Origin of the sequence: Micromonospora ferruginea (assembly GCF_013694245.2) — a bacterium.
Classification (GTDB): Bacteria; Actinomycetota; Actinomycetes; order Mycobacteriales; family Micromonosporaceae; genus Micromonospora; species Micromonospora robiginosa.
On the sequence record NZ_CP059322.2, the window covers coordinates 1,185,272 to 1,211,891 of the forward strand.

Consider the following 26,620-nt stretch of genomic DNA (forward strand, 5'->3'; position numbering starts at 1 on the left):
AGAACCGGATGCGGGTCCTGTTCGTCTGCATGCCGCACCCCACCCACTGGTTTCCGCTGGTGCCGCTGGCCTGGGCGCTGCGGAGCGCCGGGCACGAGGTCCGGGTGGCCGGCCAGCCCGATCTGACCGACGCGGTCACCGGCAGCGGGCTGACCGCCGTGCCGGTCGGCGACGCCGAGTGGTACGCCACCGACCCGTGGGCACCGGAGCTGCTCGGCGAGCTGCTGGCCGCGGGCGGCTCCGAGCACGTGCAGCACTTCGACTTCGCGCGCGCCGACCCGGCCGGCTGGGACTGGGCCGGCCTGCTCGGCCTGGAGAAGGTGATGATCGGCGCGTTGTTCGCCTCGTTCAACACCGACCCGATGATCGACGACCTGGTGGCGTTCGCCCGCTCGTGGGGGCCCGACCTGGTGATCTGGGAACCGTTCACGCTGGCCGGCGCGGTCGTCGCGACGGTGCTCGGGGTGCCGCACGCCCGGCTCGTCTACGGCCCGGACATCACGCTGCGGGCGCGGCAGGAGTTCCTGCGGCTGGCGGCCCGGCGGGACCCGGCCGACCGGGAGGACCCGACCGCGGAGTGGCTGTCCGCGGTGCTGGCCCGCCACGGCGCCCGCTACGACGAGACGGTGCGCACCGGCCACTTCACCATCGACACCACGCCGCCGGGCACCCGGCTGCCGCTGGACCGGACGACGGTCGGGATGCGGCACGTGCCGTACAACGGGCCGGCCGTGGTGCCGGACTGGCTGCGGGTCCCGCCGTCGCGGCCGCGGGTCTGCCTCACGCTCGGTGTCTCCGGCGAGATGGACCGGTCGGCCGCGTCCGTCGGTGAGCTGCTCGCCGGCATGGCGGACCTCGACGTGGAGATCGTCGCCACGCTCGACGCGGCGCACCGGGAGCAGGTGGGCCGGCTGCCGGCAAACACCCGGGTGGTGGACTTCGTGCCGCTGCACGACCTGCTGCCGACGTGCGCCGCGATCGTGCACCACGGCGGCGTGGGCACCCGGGCCGCCGCCGAGACGCACGGCGTGCCGCAGCTCATGATCGCGTACGGCTGGGACACCCTCGCCAAGGCGCGCCGCACCGAGGAGCTGGGCGCCGGCCTGTGCCTGCCGGCGGCGGAGGCCACCGTGGACGCGGTCCGGGCCGCCGTGCTGCGGCTGCTCACCGACCCGGCGCTGCGGGCCGGGGCGCGCGCGTTGCGCGACGAGGCGACGGCCCAGCCCACCCCGGCCGACGTGGTGCCGGTGCTGGAGAAGATGGTCCTGGAGCACCGGGTCACGGCCGGCGGGGAGCGGCGCTGATGGCGGCGTCGCGGCGTCGCCTGCGCCTGGTCGCCCGTCCGGTGCCGGGCGGGCAGGCGACCGACCGGGCCGCCTCGGCCGACCGGATCGCCCGCTCGGCCGCCCATCCCGGTGACGGGGTGGCCGCCGTGCTCGGCTGGCTCGCGGACCTCGCCGAGCGGAGCTGGACCACCGCCGAGCGGGTGCCGTTGGAGGACCTGGTGGGCTGGTCGGCGGTCCCCGGCCGCGGGGACCTGGTGCACCGCACCGGCCGGTTCTACCGGATCCACGGCCTCGACGTGACCGCGCCGGACGGTCCGGTGCCGCACTGGCGGCAGCCGGTCATCGACCAGCCCGAGGTGGGCGTGCTCGGCCTGCTGGCCCGGGAGTTCGACGGCGTGCTGCACTTCCTGGTGCAGGCGAAGGCGGAGCCCGGAAACGTCAACGGGCTGCAGATCTCGCCCACCGTGCAGGCGACCCGGAGCAACTACACCGGCGCGCACGGCGGCCGGGCGGTGCCCTACCTGGAATACTTCCGCGACCGGGAACGGCACCGGGTGATCGCCGACGTGCGCCAGTCCGAGCAGGGTGCCTGGTTCCATCGCAAGCGCAACCGCAACATGGTCGTCGAGGTGCGCGAGGACCTGCCGGTACGGCCGGGCTTCCGCTGGCTGACGCTCGGCCAGTTGCACCGGCTGCTCGCCGTGGACGACGTGGTCAACATGGACACCCGTACCGTGCTGGCCTGCCTGCCGCTGACCGGGGTGACACCGGACGAGCCGCCCGACCCGCTGCCCACCGACGACCGGTTCCGGGCGGCGCTGCGCCGCTCGGCCCGCGCGGCCTCGGCCGCGCTGTCGGCGGAGCTGCTGAGCTGGGTCACCGACCGGCGCAGCCTGACCGCCATGCAGGCCCGGCGGGTGCCGCTGGCGGAGACCCACGGATGGCGGTGGCGCGACGGGCGGATCGCGCACCACCGTGGCCGTTTCTTCGAGGTGGTGGGCGTGGCGGTACGCGCCCGGGGCCGGGAGGTCGACGGCTGGACCCAGCCGATGATCGAGGCGGTCGGCACCGGTGTCGTCGCGTTCCTGGTCCGCCGCGTCGGCGGGGTGCTGCACGTGCTCGTGCACGCCCGGGCCGAGCCCGGTTCCGTCGACGTGGTGGAGCTGGCCCCGACCGTGCAGTGCCAGCCGGACAACTACCTCGACCTGCCGGCCGGGGCCCGGCCGCCGTACCTCGACGAGGTGTTGGACGCGCCGCCGGAGCGGGTGCGGTTCGCGGCCACGCTCTCCGAGGAGGGCGGGCGGTTCTTCCACACCCGCAACCGCTACCTGGTGGTGGAGGTCGGACCGCGCGGGGTGCCGACGCACCCCGACTACCGCTGGGTGACGGTGCGCCAGCTCGACGCGTTGCTGCGCCACAGCCACTACCTCAACGTCCAGGCCCGCAGCCTGGTCGCCTGCCTGCACAGCCTCCGGCACCCGAACAGAGGAGAGTCATGACCGCTGCCCCCGCCGACACCGTGCCGGCGCCCGTCCCGGCCGACGGCGCCGCGCCCACCGGCCCCGAACCGGCCGGTCCGGAGGCCGCGCTGATCCGGGACATGGTGCGCATCCGCTGCGTCGAGGAGGAACTCTGCGACCGGTACCGCGACGACCAGGAGATGCGGACCCCCACCCACTTCTCGATCGGCCAGGAGGCGACGGCGGTGGGCGTCGCCGCCGCGACCGGGCCGGACGACCTGGTCTACACCGGGCACCGGTCGCACGCCCCGTACCTCGCCATGGGTGGTGACCTGCGGGCCATGGTGGCCGAGCTGTACGGCCGGGAGTCCGGCTGCGCGCGCGGTCGCGGCGGGTCGATCCACCTGGTCGACCGGTCGGCCGGGTTCGCCGGCTCGGCGGCCATCCTCGGCGAGATGATCTCGGTCGCGGTGGGCGCCGGCTGGTCCGCGGCGCTGCGGGGGCGGCCCCAGGTCGCGCTGACCTTCTTCGGCGACGGCGCCACCGAGGAGGGGGTGTTCCACGAGGCGGTCAACTTCGCCCAGGTGCACCGGGTGCCGGTGGTGTTCCTCTGCGAGAACAACCTCTACTCGATCTCGTCGCCGCTGGGCCAGCGGCAGCCGGCCGGGTCGACCATCACCGACCGGGTCACCGCGTACGGGCTGTGGGCCCGCTCGGTCGACGGCAACGACGTGTACGCGGTGCGGGCCGCCGCCCGCGCCGCCGTGCAGCGGTGCCGGACCGGCGCCGGCCCGGCCTTCCTGGAGCTGCACACCTACCGGTGGCGCGAGCACGTGGGCCCGGGGTGGGACCACGACCACGGGTACCGCTCCCGGGAGGAGATCGACGCGTGGATGGCGCGGTGCCCGATCCGCCGGGCGGTCGAGGTGGCCCGGCCGACGCAGCCGGGCCTGGACGACTGGGTGCGGGAGTGGGAGCGGCGGTACCGCGCCGAGGTGCGCGACGCGGTCCGGGTGGCACGGGCGGCCGCCTGGCCGCCGGTGTCCACGTTGGTCGACGGCGCGTACGGCGCCGGTCGCTGAGCCGGGGAAGGGGAGCGTGATGCGGGAACTGACGTACTGGCAGGCGATCAGCGAGGCCACCGTGCAGTGCATGGCGGAGGACCCGACCGTGCTGGTGCTGGGGGAGGGGGTGGACGACCACAAGGGCACGTTCGGCACCACGAAGACCGCCTTCGAGCGGTACGGCGCGGCGCGGGTGGTCGACGTGCCGAACTCGGAGAACGCCTGCGCCGGCATCGCGATCGGCGCGGCGGCCAACGGGATGCGTCCGCTGGTGGTGCACACCCGGGCGGACTTCATGTTCCTGGCCATGGACGCGCTGGTGAACCTGGCCGCGAAGTGGCGCTACATGTACGGCGACCAGGGCGGCGCGCCGGTGGTGACCCGGGGCGTGGTGGGCCGGGGCTGGGGGCAGGGCGCCACCCACTCGCAGAGCCCGCACGCGACGTTCGGCCACTACGCCGGCCTGTACGTGGCCACGCCCGCGTCGCCGGCGGACGCGAAGGGCCTGCTGGTGCAGGCGCTGCGCGGGGACACCCCGGTGGTGCTGATCGAGAACCGCAACCTCTACCCGATGACCGGGCCGGTGCCGGAGGAGCCGGAGCCGGTGCCGTTCGGGGTGGGCCGGATCGCCCGCGCCGGCGACGACGTGACGGTGGTCGCCGCCTCGCTGATGGTGGCCGAGGCGTTGCGTGCCGCCGACCAGTTGGCGACCCGGGGGGTCGGGGTGGAGGTGGTGGACGTGCGCAGCATCCGGCCGTTGGACGAGCGGATCATCTGCGAGTCGGTCGCGCGCACCGGCCGGCTCGTGGTGGCCGACACCAGTTGGGCCCGCTACGGCTTCGCCGCGGAGGTGGCCGCCGTGGTGGCGGAGACGGTGCCGGAGGCGTTGCGCGCGCCGGTGCGCCGGGTGACGCTGCCGGACTGCCCGGCGCCGGTGTCGTGGCCGCTGGAGGAGGCGTTCCATCCGGGCGCGGACGAGATCGTCGAGGCGTGCCTGGCCCTGGTCGGTGACCGGCGCGGTGAGCTGCCGCGGTTGACCAGCGCGGCGGCCGGTTTCCACGGCCCGTACTGACCGGGCACGACCGCGTCCGTCCCGGCCGGACGGCTCCGTCGGGTACTCTACGGTACGTTGTACGCTAGACGGGCGGGCGACCGGCGGGTGGCTGCCGCCCGCGTCGACAATCGGGAGGTATCAGGGTGCTACTCGGGCGGTTCGCGGTCGTCTTCGAGCCGGGCGATCCGCCCCGGGCCGGCACGGTGAGCTTCTACGACCCGACCGGCGACGCGGTGCCGGACGAGTTCGACGAGCTGGGCGAGGTCCGCGAGCTGGAGCTGGCCCTGCCCCTCGACGGGCCGGTCGCCGCGTGGCAGGTGCAGGTCTGCGCCATGCCGGTCGCCGACGCGGTGCGGCATCTCGTCGCGCTGCGCGACGAGACGGACGTGACGCCCGCCGCGGCGTTCTGGTCGGCCGTCGCGGTCACCGGCCTGCACCTGGTCGCGCGCGGCCGGCTGCTGCCCGGCGTCACCCCGGACGGGCACGACGCCTGGCGGGTCGGCCCGTTCGACGTCGCCGACGTGCAGCGCATCCGCGCGCTCGCCGCGGCGATGCCGGCCGAGGCCCGCGCCGTGCCCGTCGACCCGTTCGCCGAGACCATCGTGCTGCCCGACGCCGAGGACCTGGTCCGGGCGTTCCTGGACGCGGTGGCCGACACGCTGCCGCGCATCCCGGCGGCGCCGTGGCTGACCGGCGACGACCGGTTCACCGGCCTGGACCCGGAGCCGGTGGAGGAGCTGCGCGAGTGGGCGCAGGAGGTCTCCGCCGGCGTGGACACCGGGTTGCGGGTGGCGTTGCGGCTGGAGGGGCGGGGCGACTTCGAGACCACCGGTCTCACCGCCGTGGTCCGCATGCGCAGCCTCGCCGACCCGACCCTGGTCAGCGACGCGGCGGCGCTGTGGGAGGGCGACGAGCACGGGCTCGGCGAGCAGGCGACGTTCGAGGCCATGCTCGCGGTGCGCCGGGCCGCGACGGTGTGGCAGCCGCTGGGGCGGCTGCTCGACGAGGCCGCCCCGGTCGAGCTGGAGTTGCTCGACGAGGACCTGATCGACCTCCTCGGCGGCGCCGAGCGGCGGCTCGCCGGGGCCGGCATCGACGTCGAGTGGCCGCCGCAGATCTCCCGCGAGCTCAACGCCCGCGTTCTGATCGGCTCGCCACCGGAACAGCCGGCGGATCCGGCCGGTTTCTTCCGCTCGGCGGCGCTGCTGCCGCAGAGCTGGCAGCTCACGTTCGCCGGTGAGGCGCTCACCGACGCGGAGATGGACCTGGTCGCCAAGTCCCGGCCCATCGTCGCGCTGCGCGGGCAGTGGGTGGCGGTCGAGCCGGAGCTGGCGCGCAAGGCCCGGGAGCGGCAGCTCCGCCCGCTCAAGGCGTACGACGCGCTGGCCGCGACGCTGATCGCCAGCACGGAGGTGGACGACGAGCGCGTCGAGGTGGTGGCCGACGGCTGGCTCGGCGCGCTGCGCGAGCGGATCGCCGAGCCGGACGGCGGCCCCGAGCCGCTGGCCCCGCCGACCGGGCTGGACGGCACGCTGCGCGAGTACCAGTTGCGCGGGCTGCGCTGGCTGGACCGGATGACCTCGCTCGGCTTCGGCGGCTGCCTCGCCGACGACATGGGTCTGGGCAAGACGATCACGGTCATCTCGCTGCACCTGCGCCGCCGTGCCGATCCGGCGCTCGCCGGGCCGACGCTCGTGGTCTGCCCGGCCTCGGTGCTGGGCAACTGGGAACGCGAGATCCGGCGGTTCGCCCCGGACGTGCCGGTCCGCCGGTTCCACGGGGCCGCCCGCTCGCTCGACGGACTCGCCGACGGGTTCGTGCTGACCAGCTACGGCACCATGCGCCTGGACGCCGCGGTGCTGGGGGGGCAGCGGTGGGGGATGGTGGTGGCGGACGAGGCGCAGTACGTCAAGAACCGGCTCAGCGGCACCGCGAAGGCGTTGCGCGAGATCCCGGCCGGCGCCCGACTCGCGCTCACCGGCACGCCGGTGGAGAACAACCTCTCCGAGCTGTGGACCATCCTCGACTGGACCACGCCCGGGCTGCTGGACAAGGTCGGCACGTTCCGGGCCCGGTGGGCCCGGCCGATCGAGGTGGACCGGGACACATCGGGCGTGGACCGGCTCGCCCGCCTGGTCCGGCCCTTCCTGCTGCGCCGCCGCAAGTCCGACCCGGGCATCGCGCCGGAGCTGCCGCCGAAGACGGTCACCGACCACCTGATCTCGCTCACCGACGAGCAGGCGACGCTCTACCGGCGGGTCGTCGACGAGGTGATGGGTGAGATCCGCACCAGCCCGACCAGCATCGCCCGGCGCGGTCTGGTGCTGAAGCTCCTCGTCGGCCTGAAGCAGGTGTGCAACCACCCGGCGCACTACCTCAAGGAGCCGCACGGCAAGCTCTCCGGCCGTTCGGAGAAGTTGCAGCGCCTCGACGACCTGCTGGAGACCATCCTCGCCGAGGACGGCGGCGCCCTGGTCTTCACCCAGTACGTGCAGATGGCCCGGCTGCTGGAGCGGCACCTGGCCGAGCGGGGCGTGCCGGCGCAACTGCTGCACGGCGGCACGCCGGTGCCGCAGCGCGAGGAGATGGTCCGCCGGTTCCAGGCCGGCGCGGTGCCGGTGTTCCTGCTGTCGCTCAAGGCGGCCGGCACCGGCCTCAACCTGACCCGCGCCGACCACGTCATCCACTACGACAGGTGGTGGAACCCGGCGGTGGAGGAGCAGGCCACCGACCGGGCGTACCGGATCGGCCAGACCAAGCCGGTGCAGGTGCACCGGCTGATCGCCCAGGGCACCCTGGAGGACCGGATCGCCGCGCTGCTGGAGTCCAAGCGGGAGCTGGCCGACGCCGTGCTCAGCGGCGGCGAGACCGCCCTGACCGAACTGTCCGACGCCGAGCTGTTCCGGCTCGTGCAGCTTCGTGAGGAGGGATGAGCGACGTGGACTTCGACTTCGAGTTCGACGACGAGGCGGACGACGAGGCGGCCGAACCGGTCGAGGACGACGGGCGGGCCCGCAGTTTCCCGGCGTTCGGGCCGGGCCGGCGGATCGGCAAGAAGTTCGCCGACACCTGGTGGGGCAACGCCTGGATCGAGTCGATGGAGCACACCGCGCTCGACCCGGAACAGCTCAAGAAGGGCCGGCGGTACGCGTTCGCCGGCCAGGTCGGCTCGATCACGGTGAGCCCCGGGCGGATCTCCGCGCCGGTGCACGACGGCGACCAGTACACCCCGCACGACACCGTGGTCCGGATCGGGACGCTCTCCGACGCGGAGTGGGACCGCCTGCTGGACAAGGTGGCCGCCAAGGCCGGGCACATCGCCGCGCTGCTCGACCGGGACATGCCGCACGACCTGGTGCAGACCGCCGACGACGCCGGGGTGCGGTTGCTGCCCGGCTACGGCGACCTGGAGCCGGCGTGCGACTGCCCGTCCTGGGACCATCCCTGCCGGCACGCCGCCGCCCTGTCCTACCAGGCGTCCTGGCTGCTCGACCGGGACCCGTTCGTGCTGCTGCTGATGCGCGGGCGGGCCGAGCCGGAGCTGATCGAGGAGCTGCGCGCGCGCAACACCGGCCGCGCCGCCGCGGCCGAGGAGGAGGACGCCGTCGGCGACCGGGCCGAGGAGGCGTACGCGGCCGTCCCGGCCGAGCTGCCCGGGCCGCCGCCGTCGGTGCGCGGTGAGCCGATGGCGCTCACGCCGCTGCTGGCCGCGCACGACGCGCCCGGCCTGGACGCCGAGGCGCTGGGGGTGCTCGCCGCGGACGCCGCGTCCCGGGCCCGGGACCTGCTCACCGCGACCGCGGCCGAGGTGCTCGCCCCCGAGCCCGACGCCTGGCAGGACGCGGTGCGACTGGCGTCGCGGATGCCGCGCTCGCGGGCCGCGCGCCGCCTCGGCGAGGCCAGCGGCCGGGCCGACGACCTGCCCCGGGCGATCAAGGCGTGGGAGTACGCCGGCGCCGCCGGCCTGGACGTGGTCGACGCGGTGTTCGGCCCGCCGAAGGAACTGGTGTCCCGGGCCACCGAGGCGCTGCGCGAGGCCGCGGGCATCGGTGGCGCCACGCCGGAGGTGAAGAACTGGCGTAACCGCTGGACCGTGGGCCGGGACGTGCAGGTGCGCTACGGACGCGACGGTCGCTGGTATCCGTTCCGCAGGCGGTCGGGCCAGTGGTGGCCGGCGGGCCCGCCCGGCCCGGAGCCGGCCGACGCGCTGCTGGATCTGGCGAAGGACTGAGCCGCGGACCGGTGGCCGGCCGGCGGGGTCCCGCCCCGGCCGGCCACCGCCGGAGCGTCGGCGCTCAGCGCTGCGGTCCGGCCCGCCGGCCGGCGGCGCGGATCGCGTCCAGCAGGGCGAGCCCGGCGAGGGTCCGCGCGCCGTGCGCGGCCGATTCCGCGTCGCCGCGCACGGCGGCCAGGAAGGCGTCCAGGGCGCCCCGGAAGTGGTCCTCCGCGGGCAGCGTGCGTAGCTCCACCCGGTCCTGCCGGTGCAGCCGCAGCACCGGCTGCCAGCCGGCCGCCGGGGTGAACGCCCGCTCCAGCACCAGCCGGCCCCGTTCGCCCCACAACTCGTAGCGGGAGCGGTAGGCGTGCGTGAAGCCGTACGTCAGGTGCGCGTCGACGCCGGCCGCGTCCCGCAGCAGCGCCGCGCCGCCCACCTCCACGTCGTAGCGTGGGTCGGTGCGCCGCGTGGCGCCGACCACCTCCAGCGGGGCGCGCAGGTGCAGCAGCGCGGCGTGCGCCGGGTAGTAGCCCACGTCGAGCAGCGCGCCGCCGCCGAGGTCGGACCGGTGCCGGATGTCGCCGGCCGGCAGCGGTGGCACCGCCATCGCCGCGCCGAGCACCCGCAGGTCGCCGATCGCCCCGTCGGCGAGCAGTTCGGCCGCGACCCGGTGCTGTCCGTGGTGGACGAACATCCGGTTCTCCATCACCACCCGACCGGCCCGCCGGGCCGCCGCCAGCACCGCCGCGCCCTCGGCGGCGTCCACGGCCAGCGGCTTCTCCACCAGGACGTGCCGGCCGGCGGCCAGCGCGGCCGTCGTCTCGGCCGCGTGCCGGCCGGTCGGCACCGAGACGTAGACCGCGTCCACGTCGTCGCGCGCCAGCAGCTCGCGGTAGCCGGTGGTCGCCGCCGCGCCGAACCGGGCGGCGAACGCCGCCGCGCGGGCCGGGTCGCGTGCGGCGACCGCGGTCAACCGGGCCGTCGAGCCGGCCAGCGCCGGCACGAACCGGCGGGCCGCGATGGACGAGCAGCCGATCAGTCCGATGCGGATCGCGTCCGTCACGCCAGCCCTCTCCCTCGGTCCCGCCGGCCGGCGGGGAGCGCGCGGAACCCGCGCGCTCCCGGCGTGGCCGTCACGGCAGCAGGACCAGCTTGCCGACCACGCCGCCGTCGATCAGTTCCCGCACCGCGCTGCCGGCCTCCTCGAGCGGGTACCGGCGGGCCACCGTGGGTCGCAGCACGCCGTCGCGGACCAGCGTGAACAGGCTGGCCAGGTCGTCGCGGAAGCGCGGTCCGGGCTTGACGTAGTACGTGCGCGCCCGCCGGCCGCGGGTCGCGCCGACCAGCCCGGCCAGGTTCCATCCGATCACCCGGCGCAGCGCCGGCAGGTGCGGCCGGAACCACTGTCCCGGCGGGTAGCCGGCCACCGACGAGTCGTAGGAGACCAGCGTCCCGCCGGGCGCGAGCAGCGACCAGCCGACGTCGAGGCCGGTGCCGCCGATGTGGTCGAAGACGGCGTCCACGCCCCGGGAGGCCAGTCGCCGCACCTCGCCGGCCACGTCCCCGCGATAGTCCAGCGGGTCCGCGCCGAGCGCCCGCACCGCGTCGTGCTTGGCGGGCGACGCGGTGCCGATCACCCGGACGCCGTGCCGCACGGCGAGCTGGGTGAGCAGCGTGCCCACCCCGCCGCCGGCGCCGTGCACCAGCACCGTCGCGCCGGGGCGGACCCGGGCGGAGCGGTGCAGCATCTGCCAGGCGGTGACGCCGTTGCAGACCAGCGCCACCGCCTCGCCGGCGTCCAGTTCCACCGGTACGCGCGCCAGTGAGGCGGCGCTCACCTCGGCGTACTCCTGCCAGGCCCCGGTGCGGGGCATCGACACCACCCGGTCGCCGACGTGCCAGCCGGTGACGCCCGGCCCGACCTCGACGATGTGCCCGACGAGGTCGTAGCCGGGCACGCACGGCGGTTTCGGCGGGAACGGGTGCAGCCCGCGCAGCGTCTGCACCTCGGCGAAGGAGATGCCGGCGGCCTCCACCCGGACGACCACCCGGCCGCGTCGGGCGGCCGGTCGTGCGGTGGTCTCCAGCCGGAGCTGTTCCGGCTCACCCACGGTGGTCATCACGACCCGACGGTTCGCCGTTCCCGGCGGGGCCTCGCGGCCCGTGTCCACGTCCATGCTCAGACGTCCGCCGGGACCTTGCCGAGCTCCTTGAGCATCGGCAGGTAGTTCATCACGTCCCAGTGCTCCACCACCTTGCCGTCGACGAACCGCAGCTCCTCCACGATGTGCCAGGTGACCTTCTTGTTCGTCGGCGGCAGGTCGCCGAACTGGCCCTTCTGCGTGGCGGTGATGGTGATCCGCAGCGCGACCCGGTCGTCCTCGGCGAGGATGCTCTTCACGTCCAGGTGCAGGTCGGGGAACGCCTGGAGGCCGCCCTCCATGCGGCGGATCATCTCGTCGGTGTCGACGACCGCGTCCTCGGAGTAGTGGACGACGTCCGGCGCCCAGTGCTCGATGATGCCGTTGAGCTCCCACCGGTTCCAGGCCGCCACCATCTGGAGGCAGCGTTCCTTGTTCTCGGCCAGGGTCCGCTCGTCGGTGACGGTCCGGTCGGCGTTCTCGGTCAGGGACATGTGGCACTCCTCGGGGCCGGACGGCTTGACGTGTCCACCCTCGCGACCTGCCCTCAAGGACCCCTCAAGGGCAGGTCGTGATGCTCCTGGCATCGCGGGCGCGGCCCGCCGAGGGAAGGGACGGGTGGAGGCGATGACGATCCTGGTGACCGGGGCGACCGGCCATGTGGGCCGGCACGTGCTCACGGAGTTGCTGGCCGAGGGGCACGCGGTGCGGGCGATGACCCGCGAGCCGGACCGGGCCGTGTTTCCGGACGGGGTGGAGGTGGTCCGGGGTGACCTGGCCGAGCCGGCCGGCCTCACCGACGCGTTGCGCGGGGTCCGGCGGATGTACCTGTTCCCGGTGCCGGACACCGCGGCGGAGGTGGCCCGCCGGGCGGCCGAGGCGGGCGTGGAGCACGTGGTGGTGCTCTCGTCGACCTCCGCGGCCGACGCCGGCAACTTCAGCGGCGTCTACCACCGCACGGTGGAGCGGGCGGTGGAGGAGAGCGGCGTGGACTGGACGTTCGTGCGGCCGGACGAGTTCGCCACCAACCTGCTGTGGAAGTGGGGGCACTCGATCCGGACCGAGGGCGTGGTCCGGGGCCCGTACCCGCAGGCCCGGCGCGCGTTGATCCACGAGGTGGACATCGCGGCGGTGGTGGCGCTCGCGCTGACCACCGACGGTCACGCCGGTCAGGTGTACGACCTGACCGGGCCGGAGGCGTTGGACCAGCGCACCCAGGTGGCGCAGCTCGCGGCCGCGACCGGGCGACCGATCCGCTTCGAGGAGGTGAGCCCGGCGGCGGCGCGCGCGGAGCTGACCGCGTTCATGCCGGAGGTGGTGGTCGACATGGTGCTGGGCTACCTCGCCGACTCGGTGGACCGGCCGCCGGTGGTGTCGCCGACGGTGGAGAAGCTCACCGGGCGGCCGGGGACGCCGTTCGCCCGCTGGGCGAGCGACCACGCCGACGCGTTCCGGCCGGCCTGACCGGTGCGTACGGGCCGGCCGGCGTTCGTCGCCCGGCCGGCCCGTACGCGATACGGTATGCGCCCGGTAGGATGGGGTCACTATGACGAAGGAGCGCAGGGGCAAGGCCGACCCCGCACGCAGCCTGGCCATCCTCTGGCGCACCCGGGAGCCCACCAGCCGGGGGACGGGCCCGGGGCTCAGCGTCGAGCGGATCGTGCGGGCGGCCGTCGAGATCGCCGACGCGGAGGGCATCGACGCGCTCACCATGCGGCGGGTCAGCGAGGCGCTGGGCGCCGGCACCATGTCGGTCTACACCTACGTGCCCGGCAAGTCGGAGCTGCTCGACGTCATGGTCGACACCGTCTACGGCGACATGCCCCGCCCGGCCGACGTGCCGGGCGGGTGGCGCGGCCGGCTGGACCGGATCGCCCGGGACAACCTGGCGCTCTACCGCGCCCACCCGTGGCTGCTGCGCGCCGAGACCAGCCGGCCGGTGCTCGGCCCCCACATGCTCGCCAAGTACGACTACGAGCTGAGCGCGGTGGCCGGCGTGGGGCTCGACGACGTGGAGATGGACGCCGTGCTCACCCTGGTCCTGGGGCACGTCAAGAGCATCGCCCGGGCCGGCTACGACGGCGCGGAGCTGGAGCGCGAGACCGGGATGACCGACGGCCAGTGGTGGCAGACCCACGGCCCGTGGCTGGAGAAGTTCATGAACTCCGGCAGCTACCCGACCGCGGCCCGGGTCGGCTCCGCGGCCGGGGCGGCGCACGGCGCGGCGTACGGCCCGGAGTACGCGTTCGAGTTCGGGCTGCGGCGGGTGCTGGACGGCATCGCGGTGGTGGTCGCCGAGCGCACGGGTGGGCCCGGTCCGGTCGGCTCGGGACCGGCTGCCGCCGGGTAGGCCGCGGCACGCTCAGCGCGTCGCCTCGGCCGGCGCGGCGACCCGGGCCAGCACCACCACGTCGCCGCGCAGCGCGGCCGAGTAGGGGCAGGTCGCGTGCGCCCGCCGGACCAACGCCTCGGCCTGCTCCGGCGGCAGTCCGGGCAGCTCCGCGCGCAGCTCCACGGCCAGGCGCAGCGCGTCGGCGACGCTGCCGAGGGCGACCCGGGCGGTGACCGCCGATCCGGTCAGGTCGACGCCGTCCTGCCGGGCGATCCAGCGCAGCGCGCTGTGGAAGCAGGCCGCGTACCCGGCGGCGAAGAGCTGTTCCGGGTTGGTGCCGGTCCCGCCGGTCCCGCCCAGCGCCGGCGGCGCCGAGAGCGTCGCGGTGAGCACCCCGTCGTCGGTGCGGACGCTGCCCTCCCGCCCGTCGCCGGTCGCGGTCGCCTCGGTCACGTACAGCAGATCCATGCCCTGCTCCTCTGCGTGCTGGTCCGGCCGTCGGTGCGCCGGCGCCCGGACGCGGCCGGTGTCGTCCGGGGTCGGTGACGTGCCGGCGGCGGGCGGCCCGGTCCGGGCGCCGCCCGCCGCCGGCGGGGGTACGGTCAGAGGCAGTCGGCGGCGGCGTTGATGGCGTCCACCACCGCGTCCTCGAAGACGCCGGAGAAGTCGTCGGGGTCGATGTCCAGCGTGATCGACGACTCCAGCCGCTGCCGGCCGTCCAGCGTGGCGCCGATGAACGTGGCGTAGCCGGGGATGCCGCCGCCGTGGCCCCAGAGGCTGAGGCCGCGCTCGGTGACCAGGGGCATGAAGCCGAGGCCGTAGCCGTTGGACATGGGCAGCGTCACCCACTCCGGCGGCACGGTCGTCTTCATCTGCTCGAGCTGCTCCGGCTTGAGCAGCTTGCCGGTGACCAGCGCGACCAGGAACGTGTCGAGGTCCTTGGTCGTCGAGATCATCTCGCCGGCCGAGCACGCCTCGGACGGGTTCATCTCGGTGACGTCGACCGACCTGCCCTTGATCTTCATGTAGCCCCGGGCGTGGCTGCCCGGGATGTGCGGGTCGTCGCCGGGCAGCACGGTGTCGCGCAGTCCGAGCGGCTCGATGATCCGGGTCCGGATCTCCTCGGCGTAGCTGCGGCCGGTGACCGCCTTGATCAGCAGGCCGAGGACGATGTAGTTGGTGTTCGAGTACTCGAACGTGCTGCCCGGGGTGAAGTTCAACGGCTTGTCCGCGGCGATCTTCACCAGGTCCTCGGGGGCGAAGTGCTTGTAGCGGTCCCGCTCGAAGCGGTCACCGGGGCGCTGGAACGCGTCGGCGTGGTTGTACAGCCCGCTGGTGTGCTGGAGCAGGTTGCGGACCGCCACCTCCCCGCCCTGCGGCAGCAGCCCCGGCAGGTACTCCCCGATCGGCTTGTCGAGGTCGATCCGGCCCTCGGCGACGAGCTGGAGCAGCACCGTGGCGACGAAGACCTTGGTGATGCAGGCGATCCGGAACTTGCCGTCGGTGGGCACCGGGTCGTCGTTGCCGAACTCGCGGACGCCGGCGCGCACGGTGAACGTCTCGTCGCCGCTGGTGACCCGGAACTGGGCGCCGGCCGCACCGACGGTCACCAGCTTGTCGACCGCCTCCTGGAGCCGGATGCGCTTCGGGTCCTTCGTCTCGGGCTTGACCATGGTGTCGGTCATCGTGGACGGATTCCTTTCCTCGGCCCGGTTCACTGAACGGACAGGGCGTGGCTGAAGACGGTGAGCGGATCCCACCGCTTCTTGATCTGTTGCAGGCGCGGGTGGTTGTCCTTGAAGTAGAGGTACTGCCAGGGCGTCCCGGAGGCGTTCCACCGCGGGTCGGCCATGTCGACGTCGGGGAAGTTGATGTAGCAGCCGTCGTTGCGGTCGTCGGGCAGCGGGACGCCGCCGGTGGCCGCGTACACGTCCCGGTACAGCCGGCGGGTCCAGTCGAGGTTCGCCTCGTCGGTCGACGGGTCCGCCCAGGACGTCAGGTAGAGCGCCCGCAGGACCGAGTCGCGCTGGGCGGTCGCGGTGGCGTCCGGTGCGACGGCGTTGGCCGCGCAGCCGTACGACTGGAGCGAGATCGTCGCGCTGGAGAAGGCGTGGCCGTCACCCCACAGGTGGTCGTGGATGGTGTCGATCTGGGCGTCGGTGTAGCCGCGCCGCAGGTACGCCGACTTGATCTTGTGTCGGCCGGACTCGCCGTCCTGCGCCCGGGCCAGCTTCACCATCGTGGACAGCCACGGCGCCCGCTCCACCGGCATGTCGTAGCGGGGCGCGTCGACGTCCCCGGTCATCTCCCGCACCGCGCGGGCCAGCAGCTCCTCGGCGTCCGCGCCGGTGCCGTCGAGGTGGTTGAACAGGATCGCCCCGATGCCCGGGTCGTCCTGGGGCGCCACCGCGAACAGCACCAGCCCGCTGAACAACCCGGCGTACGGCGAGTCGGGAGCGCTGTTGCGCTCGTGCCAGCGGCCATGGCCACCGACCAGCGCCCGCAGCGCCTCCCGGGTCAACCCCTCGCGCGGGAACACGGTGCTCGACGCCAGCACCGACGCCGGTGGCCGGGGCAGCAGGTCGCCCGGCCCGCCCTCGGCGCCCGGACTGCGCAGCCAGTAGCGGGTCACCACGCCGAAGTTGCCGCCGCCCGCGCCGGTGTGCGCCCACCACAGGTCGTGGTTCGGGTCCGCCGGGTCGCGGGTGGCCACCACCGCCCGGGCCCGGCCGTCCGCGTCGACCACCACGACCTCGACCGCGTACAGGTGGTCGGAGCAGGCGCCGAAGCGTCGGGACAGCGGGCCGTACCCGCCGCCGAGCAGGTGGCCGCCGATGCCGACCAGCTCGCTCGCCCCGCCGGGGACGGTGACGCCCCAACCGAGGTAGAGCGCCCGGTACAGGTCCATCAGCCGGACACCCGGCTCGACCGCGAAGGCCTGCCGCTCCGCGTCGAACCCGACCCTGTCCATGGCGGCCAGGTCGATCACCACCCGCACCGTCGGGTCGGACACGAAGTCCTCGTAGCAGTGGCCGCCGCTGCGGACCGCGATGCGCTGCCCGGCGCGGACCGCCTCCTGCACCGTCCGGACGACGTCCTCGGTCGAGCGGGCCAGGACGAACGCGTCCGGTCGAGGGGGGAAGCGGGCGTTGTCGCCCCGGACCACGAAGTCCTCGTACCGTGGGTCGCCCGCCGCGATGCGTGCCGGTCCCGACATGCTGCACCCCTTCTCTCGCCGTCGTCAGCGGATCGATCGTGGGCGGTCCCGCTCGAGTCCGCGCACAGCTCCGCTGGAGCCGCCGGGCGGCGCCCGTCGCTCCGGTGGGCCTCGAACCCGGCTCCACCGGGCCGGGGCAGGGTCGGACCCCGGGCGGACGCCAGCCGCCCGCCCACCCACGACCCGGGAGTTGACGTGGATACCGCGACGTACAAGACGGCCGTGACGCAGGCGTTCAACCAGGCCGCCGCCAGCTACGACCGGATGGGCGTGGAGTTCTTCACGCCGATGGGGCGCCGGCTGGTGGAACGGGTGGCGCCACGGCCCGGGGAACGCGTCCTCGACGTCGGCTGCGGACGGGGCGCCTGCCTCTTCCCGGCCGCCGAACGGGTCGGGCCGACCGGCCGGGTGCTGGGTGTCGACATCGCCGAGGCGATGGTCGCCGAGGCCCGCGAGGCGGCCCGCCGCGCGGGCCTGACCACGGTCGAGGCCCGGGTGATGGACGGCGAGCACCCGGACCTGCCGGCCCGCTCGTACGACGTGGTCACCGGCAGCTACAGCGTCATCTTCTTCCCCGACGCGCCCGCCGCGCTGGCCCGCTACGCGGGGCTGCTCGCCGACGGCGGCCGGCTCGGCTTCACCAGCCCGGTCTTCACCGCCGACACGTTCCCGTTCCTGCCCCCGGTCTTCACCGAGCTGATCCCGCGGGAACTGCTGCGCAACCTGCCGCCGGAGTGGCAGCCGGCGGAGCTGTCCCGCCGGTTCAACAGTTGGTTGGCCGACCCCGCCGACCTGGTGCGGACGCTGCGCGGGGCCGGTTTCGCCGAGGTCGACGTGGCGGACGAGGACGTGGCCATGACCGCCGCCTCCGGCACCGCCTGGGTGGACTGGTCACACACGCAGGGCATGCGGCTGCTCTGGCAGCACCTGCCGGTACGCGAGAGCGCCGAGCTGCGCGAGCGCCTGATCACGGCGCTCGACGCGATGCGCCCGGGGGTGGGCCCGCTGACCATCCCGGTTCCGGTCCGCTACGTCACCGCCACGGTGGCCCGGTGAGCCCCGCCCGGCCGGACCCGGCCGCGTCCGTGCCCGAGGTGCCGACGGGCACCGTCCCGCCGAGCGCGGCGGACCTCGCCGCGACCTGGTTCCTGGACCACGAATCGGCCGAGGTGGCAGACTTCGTGACCCGGCACGCCCCGCCCGGCCCGGACCTCACCGCGCGGGCCGTCGCGCTCTACTACGCCATCCGCGACTCGGTCCGCTACGAGGTCTACGCCGCCGACATGAGCCGGGACGGGTTGCGGGCCAGCACCGTCGCCCGCGCCGGCACCGGCCTGTGCATCCACAAGTCGGTGCTGTACGCCGCCGCGCTGCGCGCCATCGGCGTGCCGAGCCGGCTGGTCCTCGCGGACGTGCGCAACCACCTCACCTCCGACCGGCTGCGCGAGTTGATGGGCGGCGACGTCTTCCGCCACCACTGCTACACGCTGGTGCACCTGGACGGCCGCTGGATCAAGGCCACGCCGGTGTTCAGCCGTCGGCTGTGCCGGCTGTACCGGATCGGTGAACTCGAGTTCGACGGGCGCACCGACAGCCTGTACCACCCGTACGACATGGACGGCCGCCGGCACATGGAGTTCCTGCGCGTGCACGGCGAGTTCAGCGACCTGCCGTACGACCGCATCGTCACCGACCTGCGCCAGGCGCACCCGAACCTGTTCGCGCCGGCCATGCGCTTCGTCAACGGGTCCCTGGAACACGACGCGCTCGGCGCGGGGACCCGGTGACCGCGCCCGCGCTCTGCCTGCGCGCGGCCGTGGCCGAGGTGCGGGGCGTCGAGCCGGGCCGCTACCACGAACGCCGCCACCTGCCGCTCGACGCGGTGGCCGCCGACTACGCCCGCCGGTACGCCGGGGTGCCGGCCACGCCCCGCGCCGTCGAGGAGGACGTGGTCCACTACCGGTCGGCCGGCCCGGACGGGCTGCCGGTGCTGCTCGGCCTCTACGGCGACGGGGACCGGGTCCGCCGCTGGCTGCCCGGCTACCCGACCCGGGTGACCCGCCGGGCGGTACGCCGGCTGCTCGGCGCCACCCGGGCGCCGCTGGCCGGGACCCGGTCGGCGGACCACCGGCCGGTCGACCTCACCTCGCTGCCGGCGCTGCGGGCGACGCCCCGGGACGCCGGCGCCTACCTGACCACCGGCGCGGTGCTGGCCCGCGACGGCGGCGAGACCGCGTTCTCCGTACACCGGATGTTGGTGCTCGACCGCGAGCGGCTGACGCTGTGGACGGTGCCCGGCCGCACCCTGGGCCGCCTGTACGAGCAGGCGCGCCGTGGAGGCCGCCGCCTGCCGGTGTCGATCAACATCGGCATCGCTCCGGCGGCCATGATCGCCTCGGCGGTCAACGCCCGGTTCCTGCCCGCCGGTGTCGACAAGCTCGCGCTGGCCGGCGCGCTGGCCGGCGCGCCGTTGGGCCTCGCGGACGCGGTGACCCAGCCGGTGCCGGTGCTCGCCGGCGCGGAGATCGTGCTGGAGGGTCACCTCGACGGGACCACCGCCGACGAGACGCTCGACGGCCGGGTGGCCGGCTCGCTGCCGGAGTTCCTCGGCTACCACGGCCGGGCGCAGTCCGGCCTGCCGGTGGTCACGGTGACCGGGATGACCGTGCGGCCCGGCGCGGTGTTCCAGGCGGTCGTCGGGCCGGGCCGGGAACAATCGGTGATCCTCGGCCTGGCCGGCGCGCTGTCGGTGCAGCTCGCCGGCCGGGGGCGCTACTGGGACCTGGTCCGGGACCTGCACCTCAGTCCGGCCGGGGGTGGCATGCTCACGCTCGTGGCCGGCCTGCGCAAGCGCTCACCGGGGGACGACGCCGCGCCGGGCCGGCTGGCCCGGGAGGTGTTCGACGCCCACCCGTTCGCCAAGCTCGTCGTGTTCACCGACGACGACGTGGACGTGCGCTGCGCCGAGGACGTGTTGTGGGCGATGTCCACCCGGTCCAACCTGGGTGCCGACTGCGGCACCTTCGCCGACTTCCCGCCGCTGCCGATGGACCCGTCGCAGAGCGACGCCTGGCGGGCGGAGCGGGGACCCGCCGGGCGGTCCTGGGTGGACGCCACGGTGCCGTACCGCCTGCGACCGGACGCCGAGCGGGCCTTCGTGCCGGGCCCGGTCCCGGTCACCCGGCGGCGCGGGCGGTGACCGCCGCGCCGCCGGTCAGGTGGTCAGCGGGGTGAGGAAGACGGTGGCGGTGCAGCCGATCGCGCCGACGTTGGTCACGGTCAGGGCGAGCTGGCGTTGGGCGGTGCCGTCGGGGTTGATCCGTTGGACGTACCAACTGCGGGTGATCTCCATCTGGCACGGGTCGGTGAGCTGCGCGCCCCAGGGGGACAGACCGAGCAGGTGCGTGGCGGTGAGCGGGTTGGCGTTGTTCCAGGTCCAGGTGGAGGAGGCGGCCGGGGCGAGGGTGCCGACGTACCAGGTGGTCGGCACGGACAGTTGCGCTAGGCGGACCTGCGCGCCGCAGGTAACCGAGCCGACGTTGCGGAGCACGAAGGCGAACTTGCGGACCGCGCCGGCCTCCTGGAGGTACCAGGTGCGGGTGATCTCGAGCTGGCACGCGGCCGATCCGCTCGCGCCGGTCGGGCTCAACCCGAGCAGGTACGAGACGGTCGGCGACACCTGCTCGACCCAGCGGTAGTTGCCGCTGGCGCCGGGCGCGAGCGGGGCGACGGTCCAGTCGTACGTGGACGGTTGCGCGGAGAGCAGGACGGTGGCCGCGCAGGTGACGGCGCCGCCGTTGCGGATCTGGAAGTGGAAGCGTCGCTCCCCGCCCGGCTGTTGCGAGTACCAGCGGCGGGTCACCTCGAACTGGCAGGGCAGGGCGGCGCTCGCGCCGGTGGGGGAGAAGCCCACCTGGTAGGCGACGGTGAGCGGGTTGGCGTTGTTCCACACCCAGCCCTGGATGTCGCCCGGCGCCACCTGGCCGGTCGACCACGAGGCCGCCAGAGCGGCGACGCCCGACCCGCCGGTGGACCGGGTCGTCGCCGACGTCGGCACCACCCGCTCGGACCGGATCCCGGAGGCGCGCGGACCGTCGGGCGGAGCCGCGGCGGCGGGGGCGCCCCAACCGGTGAGCAGGAGGAGTGCCACAGTCGCGCCGAGGCGCTTCCGCCATGTCGATCCTCGCACCTGGCGCCCCCCGGTGATCCTCGTCGTCGACGCCCACGATCGCACGCGGGACGGATCACCGGATCGACCGCGACGGATAGGTGACACCGTCGCGTCAGGGGGTGTACGGCGCGTCGGCGTGGCTCACCTCGGTGACCGTGCTTCCGGTCAGCTTGTAGACGGTGGTCCTCCGGACGTTCAGCTCGGCCATGCTCGCGTCGGCGGAGCGGGTCAGCCAGACCACTGTCGCCTTCTGCCCGGCGACGGCGACCGAGGTGACCGGGGTGCGGTCGCCCAGGTCCACCACGGCGCGGTACGCCGGCTTTCCGCCGGTGTTGCCCCAGAAGACGAGGCTCCAGAACTGGCCGGTCCCGCCGGTGCGGACGAGCACCGCGCGAGCGGCGTCGGCGGCCTTGTCGCCGTCCAGGTCGCCGACGGCGCACGGCTTGCGCAACTCGACGCCGGTGCCGTCCTCGCCGTTCCAGACGCCGTCGGTGAGCGGGATGTGGTCGGTGTGGTCGTAGAACGGGGCCGTCGGGCTGCCCAGGTCGGCGCCGGAGAGCTGGGCGCAGGTCAGGGCGGGGACCTTCGGGGCCTTGGGCGCCGGCGGGGCTGCCGGTTTCGCCGCGGTGGTCGTCGGCTGCGTCGCCGGGTCGGCCGATGACTCGTCGCCGGTCGTGGGCGACGCCGGAGCGTCCGGGGTCTGCGTGCCGGTGGACGCGTCGATGCCCGTCGCCCCGGTGGACGGGGCGCCGGCGCTCGTGGCGGTGGGTCCGGGTCCGCATCCGGTGGGGAGGCCGAGGAGGGTGAGGGCGGCGAGGATCGGCAAGGTCCGGCGCATCGGTGGCGGGTGTCCTTTCAGGATGGTGCCCGCACCGTACTGGAGCGCCACAACTCCGCGAGGACTCAGAGCACTCCGGTGAGGTGGCCCTTCCAGCCGGCGAGGACCGCTCCCGGGTCGGTGTCGAGGACGTCGGTGAGCAGCGTCGCGTAGACGTCGCGGAAGTCGGTGTGGAACTTCAGGTCGCCGTCGTCGAGGTCGGTGAGGCTGGGCGGCTCCCCGTACAGGCCGCCGCGCACCGGCGCTCCGAGCAGCAGCATGTTCGAGGCGGTGCCGTGGTCGGTGCCGTCCGAGCCGTTGGCGGCGACCCGGCGCCCGAACTCCGAGTAGACCGCCGTGACCACCTTGCGGCCGGCCTCGGAGCCCGCCATCCGGGTGTGGAAGCGGCTCAGTGCCGTGTCCAGCATGCCGAGCAGCACCTGCTGGAGCTGCTTCTCGTCGGCGTGCGTGTCGAACCCGCCGAGGGAGACGGAGAAGACCCGGGTCGACACCCCCGCCTCCACGCACTGCGCGACCAGGTCGAGCTGCGCCTCCAGCGAGGCTCGGGCGCCGCCGGTGGCGGTGGCCGGGGCGGTCTCGCCGTCGTCGTCCGGCCCGCCGCCGTCCGGCGCCTCGCGGACCGCGCGGATCATCTCGTCGACCGAGCGCAGGTCCGTGAAGCACGCCGCCGCGCGGGCCCGGGCCGGTGATTCCCCCGGCGCGGCGACCCCGAGCGCGGCAAGCGTGGACGCGGGCAACCCGGCGGCCGTCCGCTGCTCGCCCACCGGCACCGACGCGCCCGCGCCGCGCTCGCCGGCGAGCAGCGGGGGCAGCGCCGACTCGAACGAGACGGCCAGCCGGGGGTCGGCACCGGCGTGGTCGAGCCAGCGGCCGAGCCAGCCGGTGTTACCGGGCCGGTCCGGCTGCGCGGTGTGCCAGATGTCCATCGACCGGAAGTGGCTGCGGTCCGGCTTCGGGTAGCCCACGCCGCGGACCACCGCGAGCCGGCCGTCGCCGTACGCCCGGTGCAGGCCGGCCAGCGCCGGGTTGAGGCCGAACCCGTCGTCCAGCTTCAACACCTCCTCCGCCGAGTGGGCCAGCTCGGGTCGCGCGTCACGGTAGGCCGGATCGGCGTACGGGACGACGGTGTTCAGGCCGTCGTTGCCGCCGTAGAGCGTGACCAGGACCAGGGTGCGGGCCTCCGGGTCCCGGTCGCCGGCGGTGGCGAACAGGTCGGTGAGGCGGACCGCGGCGCCGCCGCCGGCCAGGGCGGTCGCGCCGACCACCCCGCTGGCCACCAGGAACCGTCGTCGGGTCAGGACGTCCATGGGATCGCTCCTCTCAACTGACCGCGTACTCGGGGCTGACCAGGCCGGCCGTCAGCAGCTTCCGCGGCTGCCCGGCGAGCGGGGTGAGGGCCGCCCGGGTGCGATCGCTCCACGTGTCGACGACCAGCAGGCGCGCCAGCGCGTCGGGGCGTCCGGCGGGCGGCGCGGCGTCCAGCCGGGCCAGCACGGCCGGCGCGGCCGACTGCGCCAGCAGGTCCGCCAGCCGCATCCTGGCCTGCAACGACGAGGTGGTGAGCCAGGCGGCGCCGGCCGGCCAGCCGCCGACGCTCGGTGGGCGCAGCGGCACCTGGTCCAGCGCGTTCAGCCCGGCCAGGATCCGCCGCCGGCCCTGCTCGGGCAGCCCGGACGGCCGTACGCCGAGCTGTCGGGCCGCGCCGACGAGCCACTCGACGGGCTGCTTGACCAGCGTGTCGCGGGTCTGCGCGAAGGCCGGTGCGGTGAAGATCCGCCGTAGCGTGCCGACCGTGTCCGGGGCGGCGAGGTCGTCCGGCGGGGGAGTGTGCGTCCCGGCGTAGCGGAACCAGAGCCGGCCCGCGACGTACCGTGCGGTTTCCGGGCGCCCGGCGAGCAGCGTCGCGTACGAGCCGGTGTCGAAGGCGGCCTGCCGGCCGAGGATGGTCTTGGGGCCGGGGTCGTGCCGGCGGGGCTCGAAGCGGGCGGCGCCGGTGGACCGGTCCACCGTCCAGCCGGTCAGCGCCCGGGCCCCCTCCTTGACGTCGGCCTCGGTGTAGCCGTTGCCGACGCCGAGGGTGAACAGCTCCATGGACTCCCGCGCCAGGTTCTCGTTCGGCGCCCGGCGGCTGTTCTTCTGGCCGTCGAGCCACCGGATCAGCGCCGGGTCCCGCAGCATCGCGTCGACGAGCGGCCCGAGGGGGCCCGTTCCGTGGCGGCGCAGGGTGTCCAGTTGGCGCAGCATCAGCGGCGCGGAACGGACCTTCTGCACGCTCGTCGCCCAGTGCCCGTGCCAGAAGAAGAGCAGTTTCTCCCCGGCCTGGTGCTCGGCGGCGATCATCCGTTCCAGCCACCAGCCGGTGAGCGTGGTGACCTGCTCGCGGCGCTCGCGGTTGACCTGCTGGCGCTGCTCCCGGCTGGCGCCCTTGCCCAGTTGCCCGGCCGGATCGGCGCCCAGTGCGGGTGGGGGCGTCGCGGTCGCGCCGCGGTCCGTGCCCTCGGGGGCGAGCAGCCGGTCGAGCGTCGCGGCGTACCCGGCCCGCTCGGCGGCGTCCACCTCCTGCGCGGTCGGTCCGAAGGTTGCCCGGCGCAGCAGGTGCGCCACCGCTTCCCGTTCCGTCATGCCGGCGACGCTAGCCGGCGACTGTACGGGGAAGGTAAGCGCCGGATGCGGGCCGTGTCCGGGTGGCGACGGTGGATTCCTTGCTCGACGCCGGACGTGGCCGTATCTTTCATTGATGATCCTCAGTGGCGAGCCGCGCGCGGGCCACGGCGACCCGCCGCCGGGGGACCTCGGCGGGATCGCCTATCTGCGGGGCCTGTCGAGGCGGGGGTTCCTCACCAGTGCCGCGTTGGCGGCCTCCGGGGTGTCGGCCGCCTTCGCGCTGCTGCCCGACACCGCCCGCGCCGCCGGCGGCTACCAGCGGCCGTGCGGCAACGTCCGGATCTCCAGCTCGTGGCAGGACCACCGGAACCGGACGCCGCCGTCGGGTGAGCCGGGCACCGACTACGCGGTGGGCACCGGAACGCCCGTGGTGGCCGCGGCGAACGGCACCATCCGCCTCGTGAAGACCGACACCTCCACCGCGACCGGGCGGGTGGTGGGGATGGCCCACGACGACGGCAACTACACCCGGCACCTGCACCTGTCGCGGATCGCCGTCTCCACCGGCCAACGCGTGTCGCGGGGCCAGACGATCGCCTACTCCGGCTCGTCGGCGAACGGCAGCGACTCCGGGGTGGGGCCGCACGTGCACACCAGCCTCTGGCTGAACACCGGTGGCCCGACCAACTTCGGCGCGACCGTCGACTTCGAGAACCACGTCGGGGACGTCACCGACCCGAACCCGCCGGACCAGGAGGTAGCTGACGTGTTCATCGCGAACGTGAGGGGCAACTGGTATCTCGTCGTCCCCCAGGGCACGGCCAAACCGCGGGCGGTGGTGCTCGGTGGCGACAGCAACGCCGCCGCGTCGGGCCTCCCCGTGCTGAACTTCACCTGGGATCCGTCGATCAACGCGCTGCGGGCGGCGGTCGACGGCATCGGTTGACGCGGTGGCGTCCGTGCGGGCCGCCTGCCGGTCGGGGCCCGCCACCGGGTGGTGACGGGCCGCGACCGGTGGGGTCAGTTGAAGGTCGTGTCCAGCGCCGCGGCCAGCTTGTCGTGACCCGACTCGTTGGGGTGCGGGGATCCGCCGAAGGCGGTCTTCTGGAGGTCGTTGACCCCGAGCGCCGGCGCCGGCGCGAACCGCACCTTCGGGTTGTCCGCCGGCAACCCGGTGCGGATCACCAGGTTGAGCTGGTTCGTCCACTGCGCGACGGTCGCCTTCCACCCCGGGTCGTCGATCAGGTCCCGTTCCTGGGAGGGGATCTGACCCGGCAGGTAGCCGTGCAGCTCCTGGGCGAGGTTCACCCGGTACTGCTCGGCGAGCCGGCCGACGTCGAAGCGGGCCGGGCTGATGTCGTAGTAGCCCATCCACACCACCTTGTCGGCGCCGGCGCCGAGCACTTCGTCGACAATCTCCTCGACGTCGGACTTGATCTGGGGGTAGAGGGCCGGGCCGTCCCAGGTGGGCACCTCGACCCGGTGGTGGATGTACTTGATCCCGGTGACGTCACCGACGATCCTGCCGTGACACGCGCCGCCCTCGATGACCCTGGACTTGGCGGTGTAGTTGCCGGCCAGGTCGAACCAGTCCATCTGTGCCTGCAGCGGCAGCTTGTGCTCGGTGAAGTACGTCTGCATCAGCTCGCGGTAGTGGTCCATCAGCCCACAACTGGCGAGGGCCTTGAGCAGCCCCGTCCACGTGGTGTTGTTCACCCCGCCGGTGCTGACGAAGTAGGCGGCCTTCCGGTCGGTCTTGGCCTGCTGGATGGCCCGGGTGGCCAGCTCGACGGGTGGCCAGTTCCGGGCCCAGGGGTTCCGGCAGGCGTCCTGGTAGCCGGCGGGCGCCCCGAGGATCTGCTGGGTGCCGTAGCCGGTGCGGGCGAAGTTGTAGTACTCCACCACCCGGCGATCGCGGTTGACGGCGTACTTGCCGGCGTAGCTGAACAGCATGTCGTTGCCGGGCAACCCGCGGAGGTCGGCTCTCGTGTTGCCCACGCAGGCGCCCATCGGGAACGCGTTCTGGAACTGGAGATGGGCGGAGGTGATCGAGTCCCCGGTGGCCACGAGCACCACCGGCTGCGACGGCGTGCGGTTCGGCGGGCAGTAGCGGTCCTTGCGCGCCTCGCCCAGCCTCTCGTCGCCGGCGTTGCCCGGGCACGGCGGGCCGGGCGTCGGGCTGGGCGGCGGGTCCACCGGGCCGGTGGGCGGGTCGGTCGGTGGGTAGGTGGGGGGCG

General features: G+C 74.6%; 23 protein-coding genes. 12 read left to right on the forward strand and 11 right to left on the reverse strand.

Features of this window, described 5'->3' with window-relative positions; all coding sequences use genetic code 11:
* Positions 1–8 precede the first annotated feature (8 nt).
* The 6 genes from H1D33_RS05295 (at position 9) to H1D33_RS05320 (ending at position 9,095) form a co-directional block, all read left to right on the forward strand.
* Positions 9–1,304: an activator-dependent family glycosyltransferase gene (locus H1D33_RS05295; protein ID WP_181569128.1), complete on the forward strand. Its 1,296-nt coding sequence runs from the start codon at positions 9–11 to the stop codon at positions 1,302–1,304.
* The gene (locus H1D33_RS05300) at positions 1,304–2,785 is read left to right on the forward strand and encodes an NDP-hexose 2,3-dehydratase family protein (RefSeq protein WP_181569127.1); all 1,482 of its coding nucleotides are present in this window, start codon (positions 1,304–1,306) and stop codon (positions 2,783–2,785) included. The genes H1D33_RS05295 and H1D33_RS05300 overlap by 1 nt, the downstream gene beginning before the upstream one ends.
* Positions 2,782–3,828, forward strand: a complete 1,047-nt coding sequence (locus tag H1D33_RS05305; protein ID WP_220138703.1) for a thiamine pyrophosphate-dependent dehydrogenase E1 component subunit alpha — start codon at positions 2,782–2,784, stop codon at positions 3,826–3,828. The genes H1D33_RS05300 and H1D33_RS05305 overlap by 4 nt, the downstream gene beginning before the upstream one ends.
* Positions 3,829–3,847: 19 nt before the next feature.
* The gene (locus H1D33_RS05310; protein WP_181569126.1) at positions 3,848–4,882 is read left to right on the forward strand and encodes an alpha-ketoacid dehydrogenase subunit beta; all 1,035 of its coding nucleotides are present in this window, start codon (positions 3,848–3,850) and stop codon (positions 4,880–4,882) included.
* A gap of 125 nt (positions 4,883–5,007) precedes the next feature.
* A complete protein-coding gene (locus H1D33_RS05315; protein ID WP_181569125.1) occupies positions 5,008–7,797 on the forward strand; it encodes a DEAD/DEAH box helicase in 2,790 nt (929 codons plus the stop codon).
* Positions 7,794–9,095 (forward strand): SWIM zinc finger family protein, encoded by a 1,302-nt coding sequence (locus H1D33_RS05320; RefSeq protein ID WP_181569124.1) that lies wholly within the window; start codon positions 7,794–7,796, stop codon positions 9,093–9,095. The genes H1D33_RS05315 and H1D33_RS05320 overlap by 4 nt, the downstream gene beginning before the upstream one ends.
* A gap of 64 nt (positions 9,096–9,159) precedes the next feature.
* Here the strand turns inward: H1D33_RS05320 and H1D33_RS05325 are convergent, their stop codons facing one another.
* The 3 genes from H1D33_RS05325 to H1D33_RS05335 all read right to left on the reverse strand — a co-directional run bounded on the left by H1D33_RS05325 (position 9,160) and on the right by H1D33_RS05335 (position 11,715).
* Entirely contained in the window at positions 9,160–10,143 is a 984-nt protein-coding gene (locus H1D33_RS05325; RefSeq protein WP_181569123.1) for a Gfo/Idh/MocA family protein, read from the reverse strand.
* Positions 10,144–10,213: 70 nt separating this feature from the next.
* A complete protein-coding gene (locus tag H1D33_RS05330) occupies positions 10,214–11,200 on the reverse strand; it encodes a zinc-binding dehydrogenase (RefSeq protein ID WP_246412261.1) in 987 nt (328 codons plus the stop codon).
* A gap of 59 nt (positions 11,201–11,259) precedes the next feature.
* Positions 11,260–11,715 carry an ester cyclase gene (locus H1D33_RS05335; protein ID WP_181569121.1) on the reverse strand — a complete coding sequence of 152 codons (456 nt, stop codon included), beginning with the start codon at positions 11,713–11,715 and terminating at the stop codon, positions 11,260–11,262.
* A gap of 133 nt (positions 11,716–11,848) precedes the next feature.
* Here H1D33_RS05335 and H1D33_RS05340 point away from each other — a divergent pair, with 133 nt between their 5' ends.
* Together H1D33_RS05340 and H1D33_RS05345 are read left to right on the forward strand one after the other, a co-directional pair.
* Positions 11,849–12,685: an NAD(P)H-binding protein gene (locus tag H1D33_RS05340; RefSeq protein ID WP_181569120.1), complete on the forward strand. Its 837-nt coding sequence runs from the start codon at positions 11,849–11,851 to the stop codon at positions 12,683–12,685.
* 82 nt (positions 12,686–12,767) lie between these two features.
* The gene (locus H1D33_RS05345) at positions 12,768–13,571 is read left to right on the forward strand and encodes a TetR/AcrR family transcriptional regulator (RefSeq protein ID WP_181569119.1); all 804 of its coding nucleotides are present in this window, start codon (positions 12,768–12,770) and stop codon (positions 13,569–13,571) included.
* Between the two features lie 12 nt (positions 13,572–13,583).
* On the opposite strand, the gene H1D33_RS05350 is transcribed toward H1D33_RS05345, so the two are convergent.
* From H1D33_RS05350 to H1D33_RS05360, 3 genes are all read right to left on the reverse strand, one after another.
* Positions 13,584–14,021, reverse strand: coding sequence for an Ohr family peroxiredoxin (locus H1D33_RS05350; protein ID WP_181569118.1), 438 nt, complete (start codon positions 14,019–14,021; stop codon positions 13,584–13,586).
* A 134-nt stretch (positions 14,022–14,155) separates the two neighbouring features.
* Positions 14,156–15,238, reverse strand: coding sequence for a serine hydrolase domain-containing protein (locus tag H1D33_RS05355; RefSeq protein WP_220138701.1), 1,083 nt, complete (start codon positions 15,236–15,238; stop codon positions 14,156–14,158).
* Between the two features lie 29 nt (positions 15,239–15,267).
* A complete protein-coding gene (locus tag H1D33_RS05360; protein WP_181569117.1) occupies positions 15,268–16,770 on the reverse strand; it encodes an FAD-binding oxidoreductase in 1,503 nt (500 codons plus the stop codon).
* 195 nt (positions 16,771–16,965) lie between these two features.
* On the opposite strand from H1D33_RS05360, the gene H1D33_RS05365 reads away from it, so the two are divergent.
* The 3 genes from H1D33_RS05365 to H1D33_RS05375 are packed head-to-tail and all read left to right on the forward strand — an operon-like array spanning position 16,966 to position 19,969.
* Positions 16,966–17,826, forward strand: coding sequence for a class I SAM-dependent methyltransferase (locus H1D33_RS05365; protein ID WP_181569116.1), 861 nt, complete (start codon positions 16,966–16,968; stop codon positions 17,824–17,826).
* Positions 17,823–18,557, forward strand: coding sequence for a transglutaminase-like domain-containing protein (locus tag H1D33_RS05370; protein WP_220138700.1), 735 nt, complete (start codon positions 17,823–17,825; stop codon positions 18,555–18,557). Before H1D33_RS05365 ends, H1D33_RS05370 begins: the two co-directional genes overlap by 4 nt.
* Complete coding sequence (locus H1D33_RS05375; RefSeq protein ID WP_181569115.1) at positions 18,554–19,969, forward strand: UbiD family decarboxylase; 1,416 nt, start codon at positions 18,554–18,556, stop codon at positions 19,967–19,969. Before H1D33_RS05370 ends, H1D33_RS05375 begins: the two co-directional genes overlap by 4 nt.
* A 15-nt stretch (positions 19,970–19,984) precedes the next feature.
* Here H1D33_RS05375 and H1D33_RS05380 read toward each other — a convergent pair whose 3' ends face one another.
* From H1D33_RS05380 to H1D33_RS05395, 4 genes are all read right to left on the reverse strand, one after another.
* Positions 19,985–20,920 carry a hypothetical protein gene (locus tag H1D33_RS05380; RefSeq protein WP_181569114.1) on the reverse strand — a complete coding sequence of 312 codons (936 nt, stop codon included), beginning with the start codon at positions 20,918–20,920 and terminating at the stop codon, positions 19,985–19,987.
* Between the two features lie 133 nt (positions 20,921–21,053).
* Positions 21,054–21,779 (reverse strand): hypothetical protein, encoded by a 726-nt coding sequence (locus H1D33_RS05385; RefSeq protein ID WP_181569113.1) that lies wholly within the window; start codon positions 21,777–21,779, stop codon positions 21,054–21,056.
* A 65-nt stretch (positions 21,780–21,844) separates the two neighbouring features.
* A complete protein-coding gene (locus tag H1D33_RS05390; RefSeq protein WP_181569112.1) occupies positions 21,845–23,086 on the reverse strand; it encodes a DUF1501 domain-containing protein in 1,242 nt (413 codons plus the stop codon).
* Positions 23,087–23,099: 13 nt separating this feature from the next.
* A complete protein-coding gene (locus tag H1D33_RS05395) occupies positions 23,100–24,401 on the reverse strand; it encodes a DUF1800 domain-containing protein (protein ID WP_181569111.1) in 1,302 nt (433 codons plus the stop codon).
* Positions 24,402–24,516: 115 nt separating this feature from the next.
* Here H1D33_RS05395 and H1D33_RS05400 point away from each other — a divergent pair, with 115 nt between their 5' ends.
* On the forward strand, positions 24,517–25,329 hold the full coding sequence (locus tag H1D33_RS05400) for a M23 family metallopeptidase (protein WP_181569110.1): 813 nt from the start codon (positions 24,517–24,519) through the stop codon (positions 25,327–25,329).
* A 74-nt stretch (positions 25,330–25,403) separates the two neighbouring features.
* Here H1D33_RS05400 and H1D33_RS05405 read toward each other — a convergent pair whose 3' ends face one another.
* Positions 25,404–26,579: a hypothetical protein gene (locus tag H1D33_RS05405; protein ID WP_181569109.1), complete on the reverse strand. Its 1,176-nt coding sequence runs from the start codon at positions 26,577–26,579 to the stop codon at positions 25,404–25,406.
* Positions 26,580–26,620 lie beyond the last annotated feature (41 nt).

Bases quoted from the DNA above. Each gene is read 5' to 3' on its own strand.
- H1D33_RS05295 (WP_181569128.1), top strand. From the start codon at position 9: ATGCGGGTCCTGTTCGTCTGCATGCCGCACCCCACCCACTGGTTTCCG.
- H1D33_RS05300 (WP_181569127.1), top strand. From the start codon at position 1,304: ATGGCGGCGTCGCGGCGTCGCCTGCGCCTGGTCGCCCGTCCGGTGCCG.
- H1D33_RS05305 (WP_220138703.1), top strand. From the start codon at position 2,782: ATGACCGCTGCCCCCGCCGACACCGTGCCGGCGCCCGTCCCGGCCGAC.
- H1D33_RS05310 (WP_181569126.1), top strand. From the start codon at position 3,848: ATGCGGGAACTGACGTACTGGCAGGCGATCAGCGAGGCCACCGTGCAG.
- H1D33_RS05320 (WP_181569124.1), top strand. From the start codon at position 7,794: ATGAGCGACGTGGACTTCGACTTCGAGTTCGACGACGAGGCGGACGAC.
- H1D33_RS05330 (WP_246412261.1), bottom strand. From the start codon at position 11,200: ATGACCACCGTGGGTGAGCCGGAACAGCTCCGGCTGGAGACCACCGCA.
- H1D33_RS05335 (WP_181569121.1), bottom strand. From the start codon at position 11,715: ATGTCCCTGACCGAGAACGCCGACCGGACCGTCACCGACGAGCGGACC.
- H1D33_RS05340 (WP_181569120.1), top strand. From the start codon at position 11,849: ATGACGATCCTGGTGACCGGGGCGACCGGCCATGTGGGCCGGCACGTG.
- H1D33_RS05345 (WP_181569119.1), top strand. From the start codon at position 12,768: ATGACGAAGGAGCGCAGGGGCAAGGCCGACCCCGCACGCAGCCTGGCC.
- H1D33_RS05350 (WP_181569118.1), bottom strand. From the start codon at position 14,021: ATGGATCTGCTGTACGTGACCGAGGCGACCGCGACCGGCGACGGGCGG.
- H1D33_RS05355 (WP_220138701.1), bottom strand. From the start codon at position 15,238: ATGACCGACACCATGGTCAAGCCCGAGACGAAGGACCCGAAGCGCATC.
- H1D33_RS05360 (WP_181569117.1), bottom strand. From the start codon at position 16,770: ATGTCGGGACCGGCACGCATCGCGGCGGGCGACCCACGGTACGAGGAC.
- H1D33_RS05385 (WP_181569113.1), bottom strand. From the start codon at position 21,779: ATGCGCCGGACCTTGCCGATCCTCGCCGCCCTCACCCTCCTCGGCCTC.
- H1D33_RS05390 (WP_181569112.1), bottom strand. From the start codon at position 23,086: ATGGACGTCCTGACCCGACGACGGTTCCTGGTGGCCAGCGGGGTGGTC.
- H1D33_RS05395 (WP_181569111.1), bottom strand. From the start codon at position 24,401: ATGACGGAACGGGAAGCGGTGGCGCACCTGCTGCGCCGGGCAACCTTC.
- H1D33_RS05400 (WP_181569110.1), top strand. From the start codon at position 24,517: ATGATCCTCAGTGGCGAGCCGCGCGCGGGCCACGGCGACCCGCCGCCG.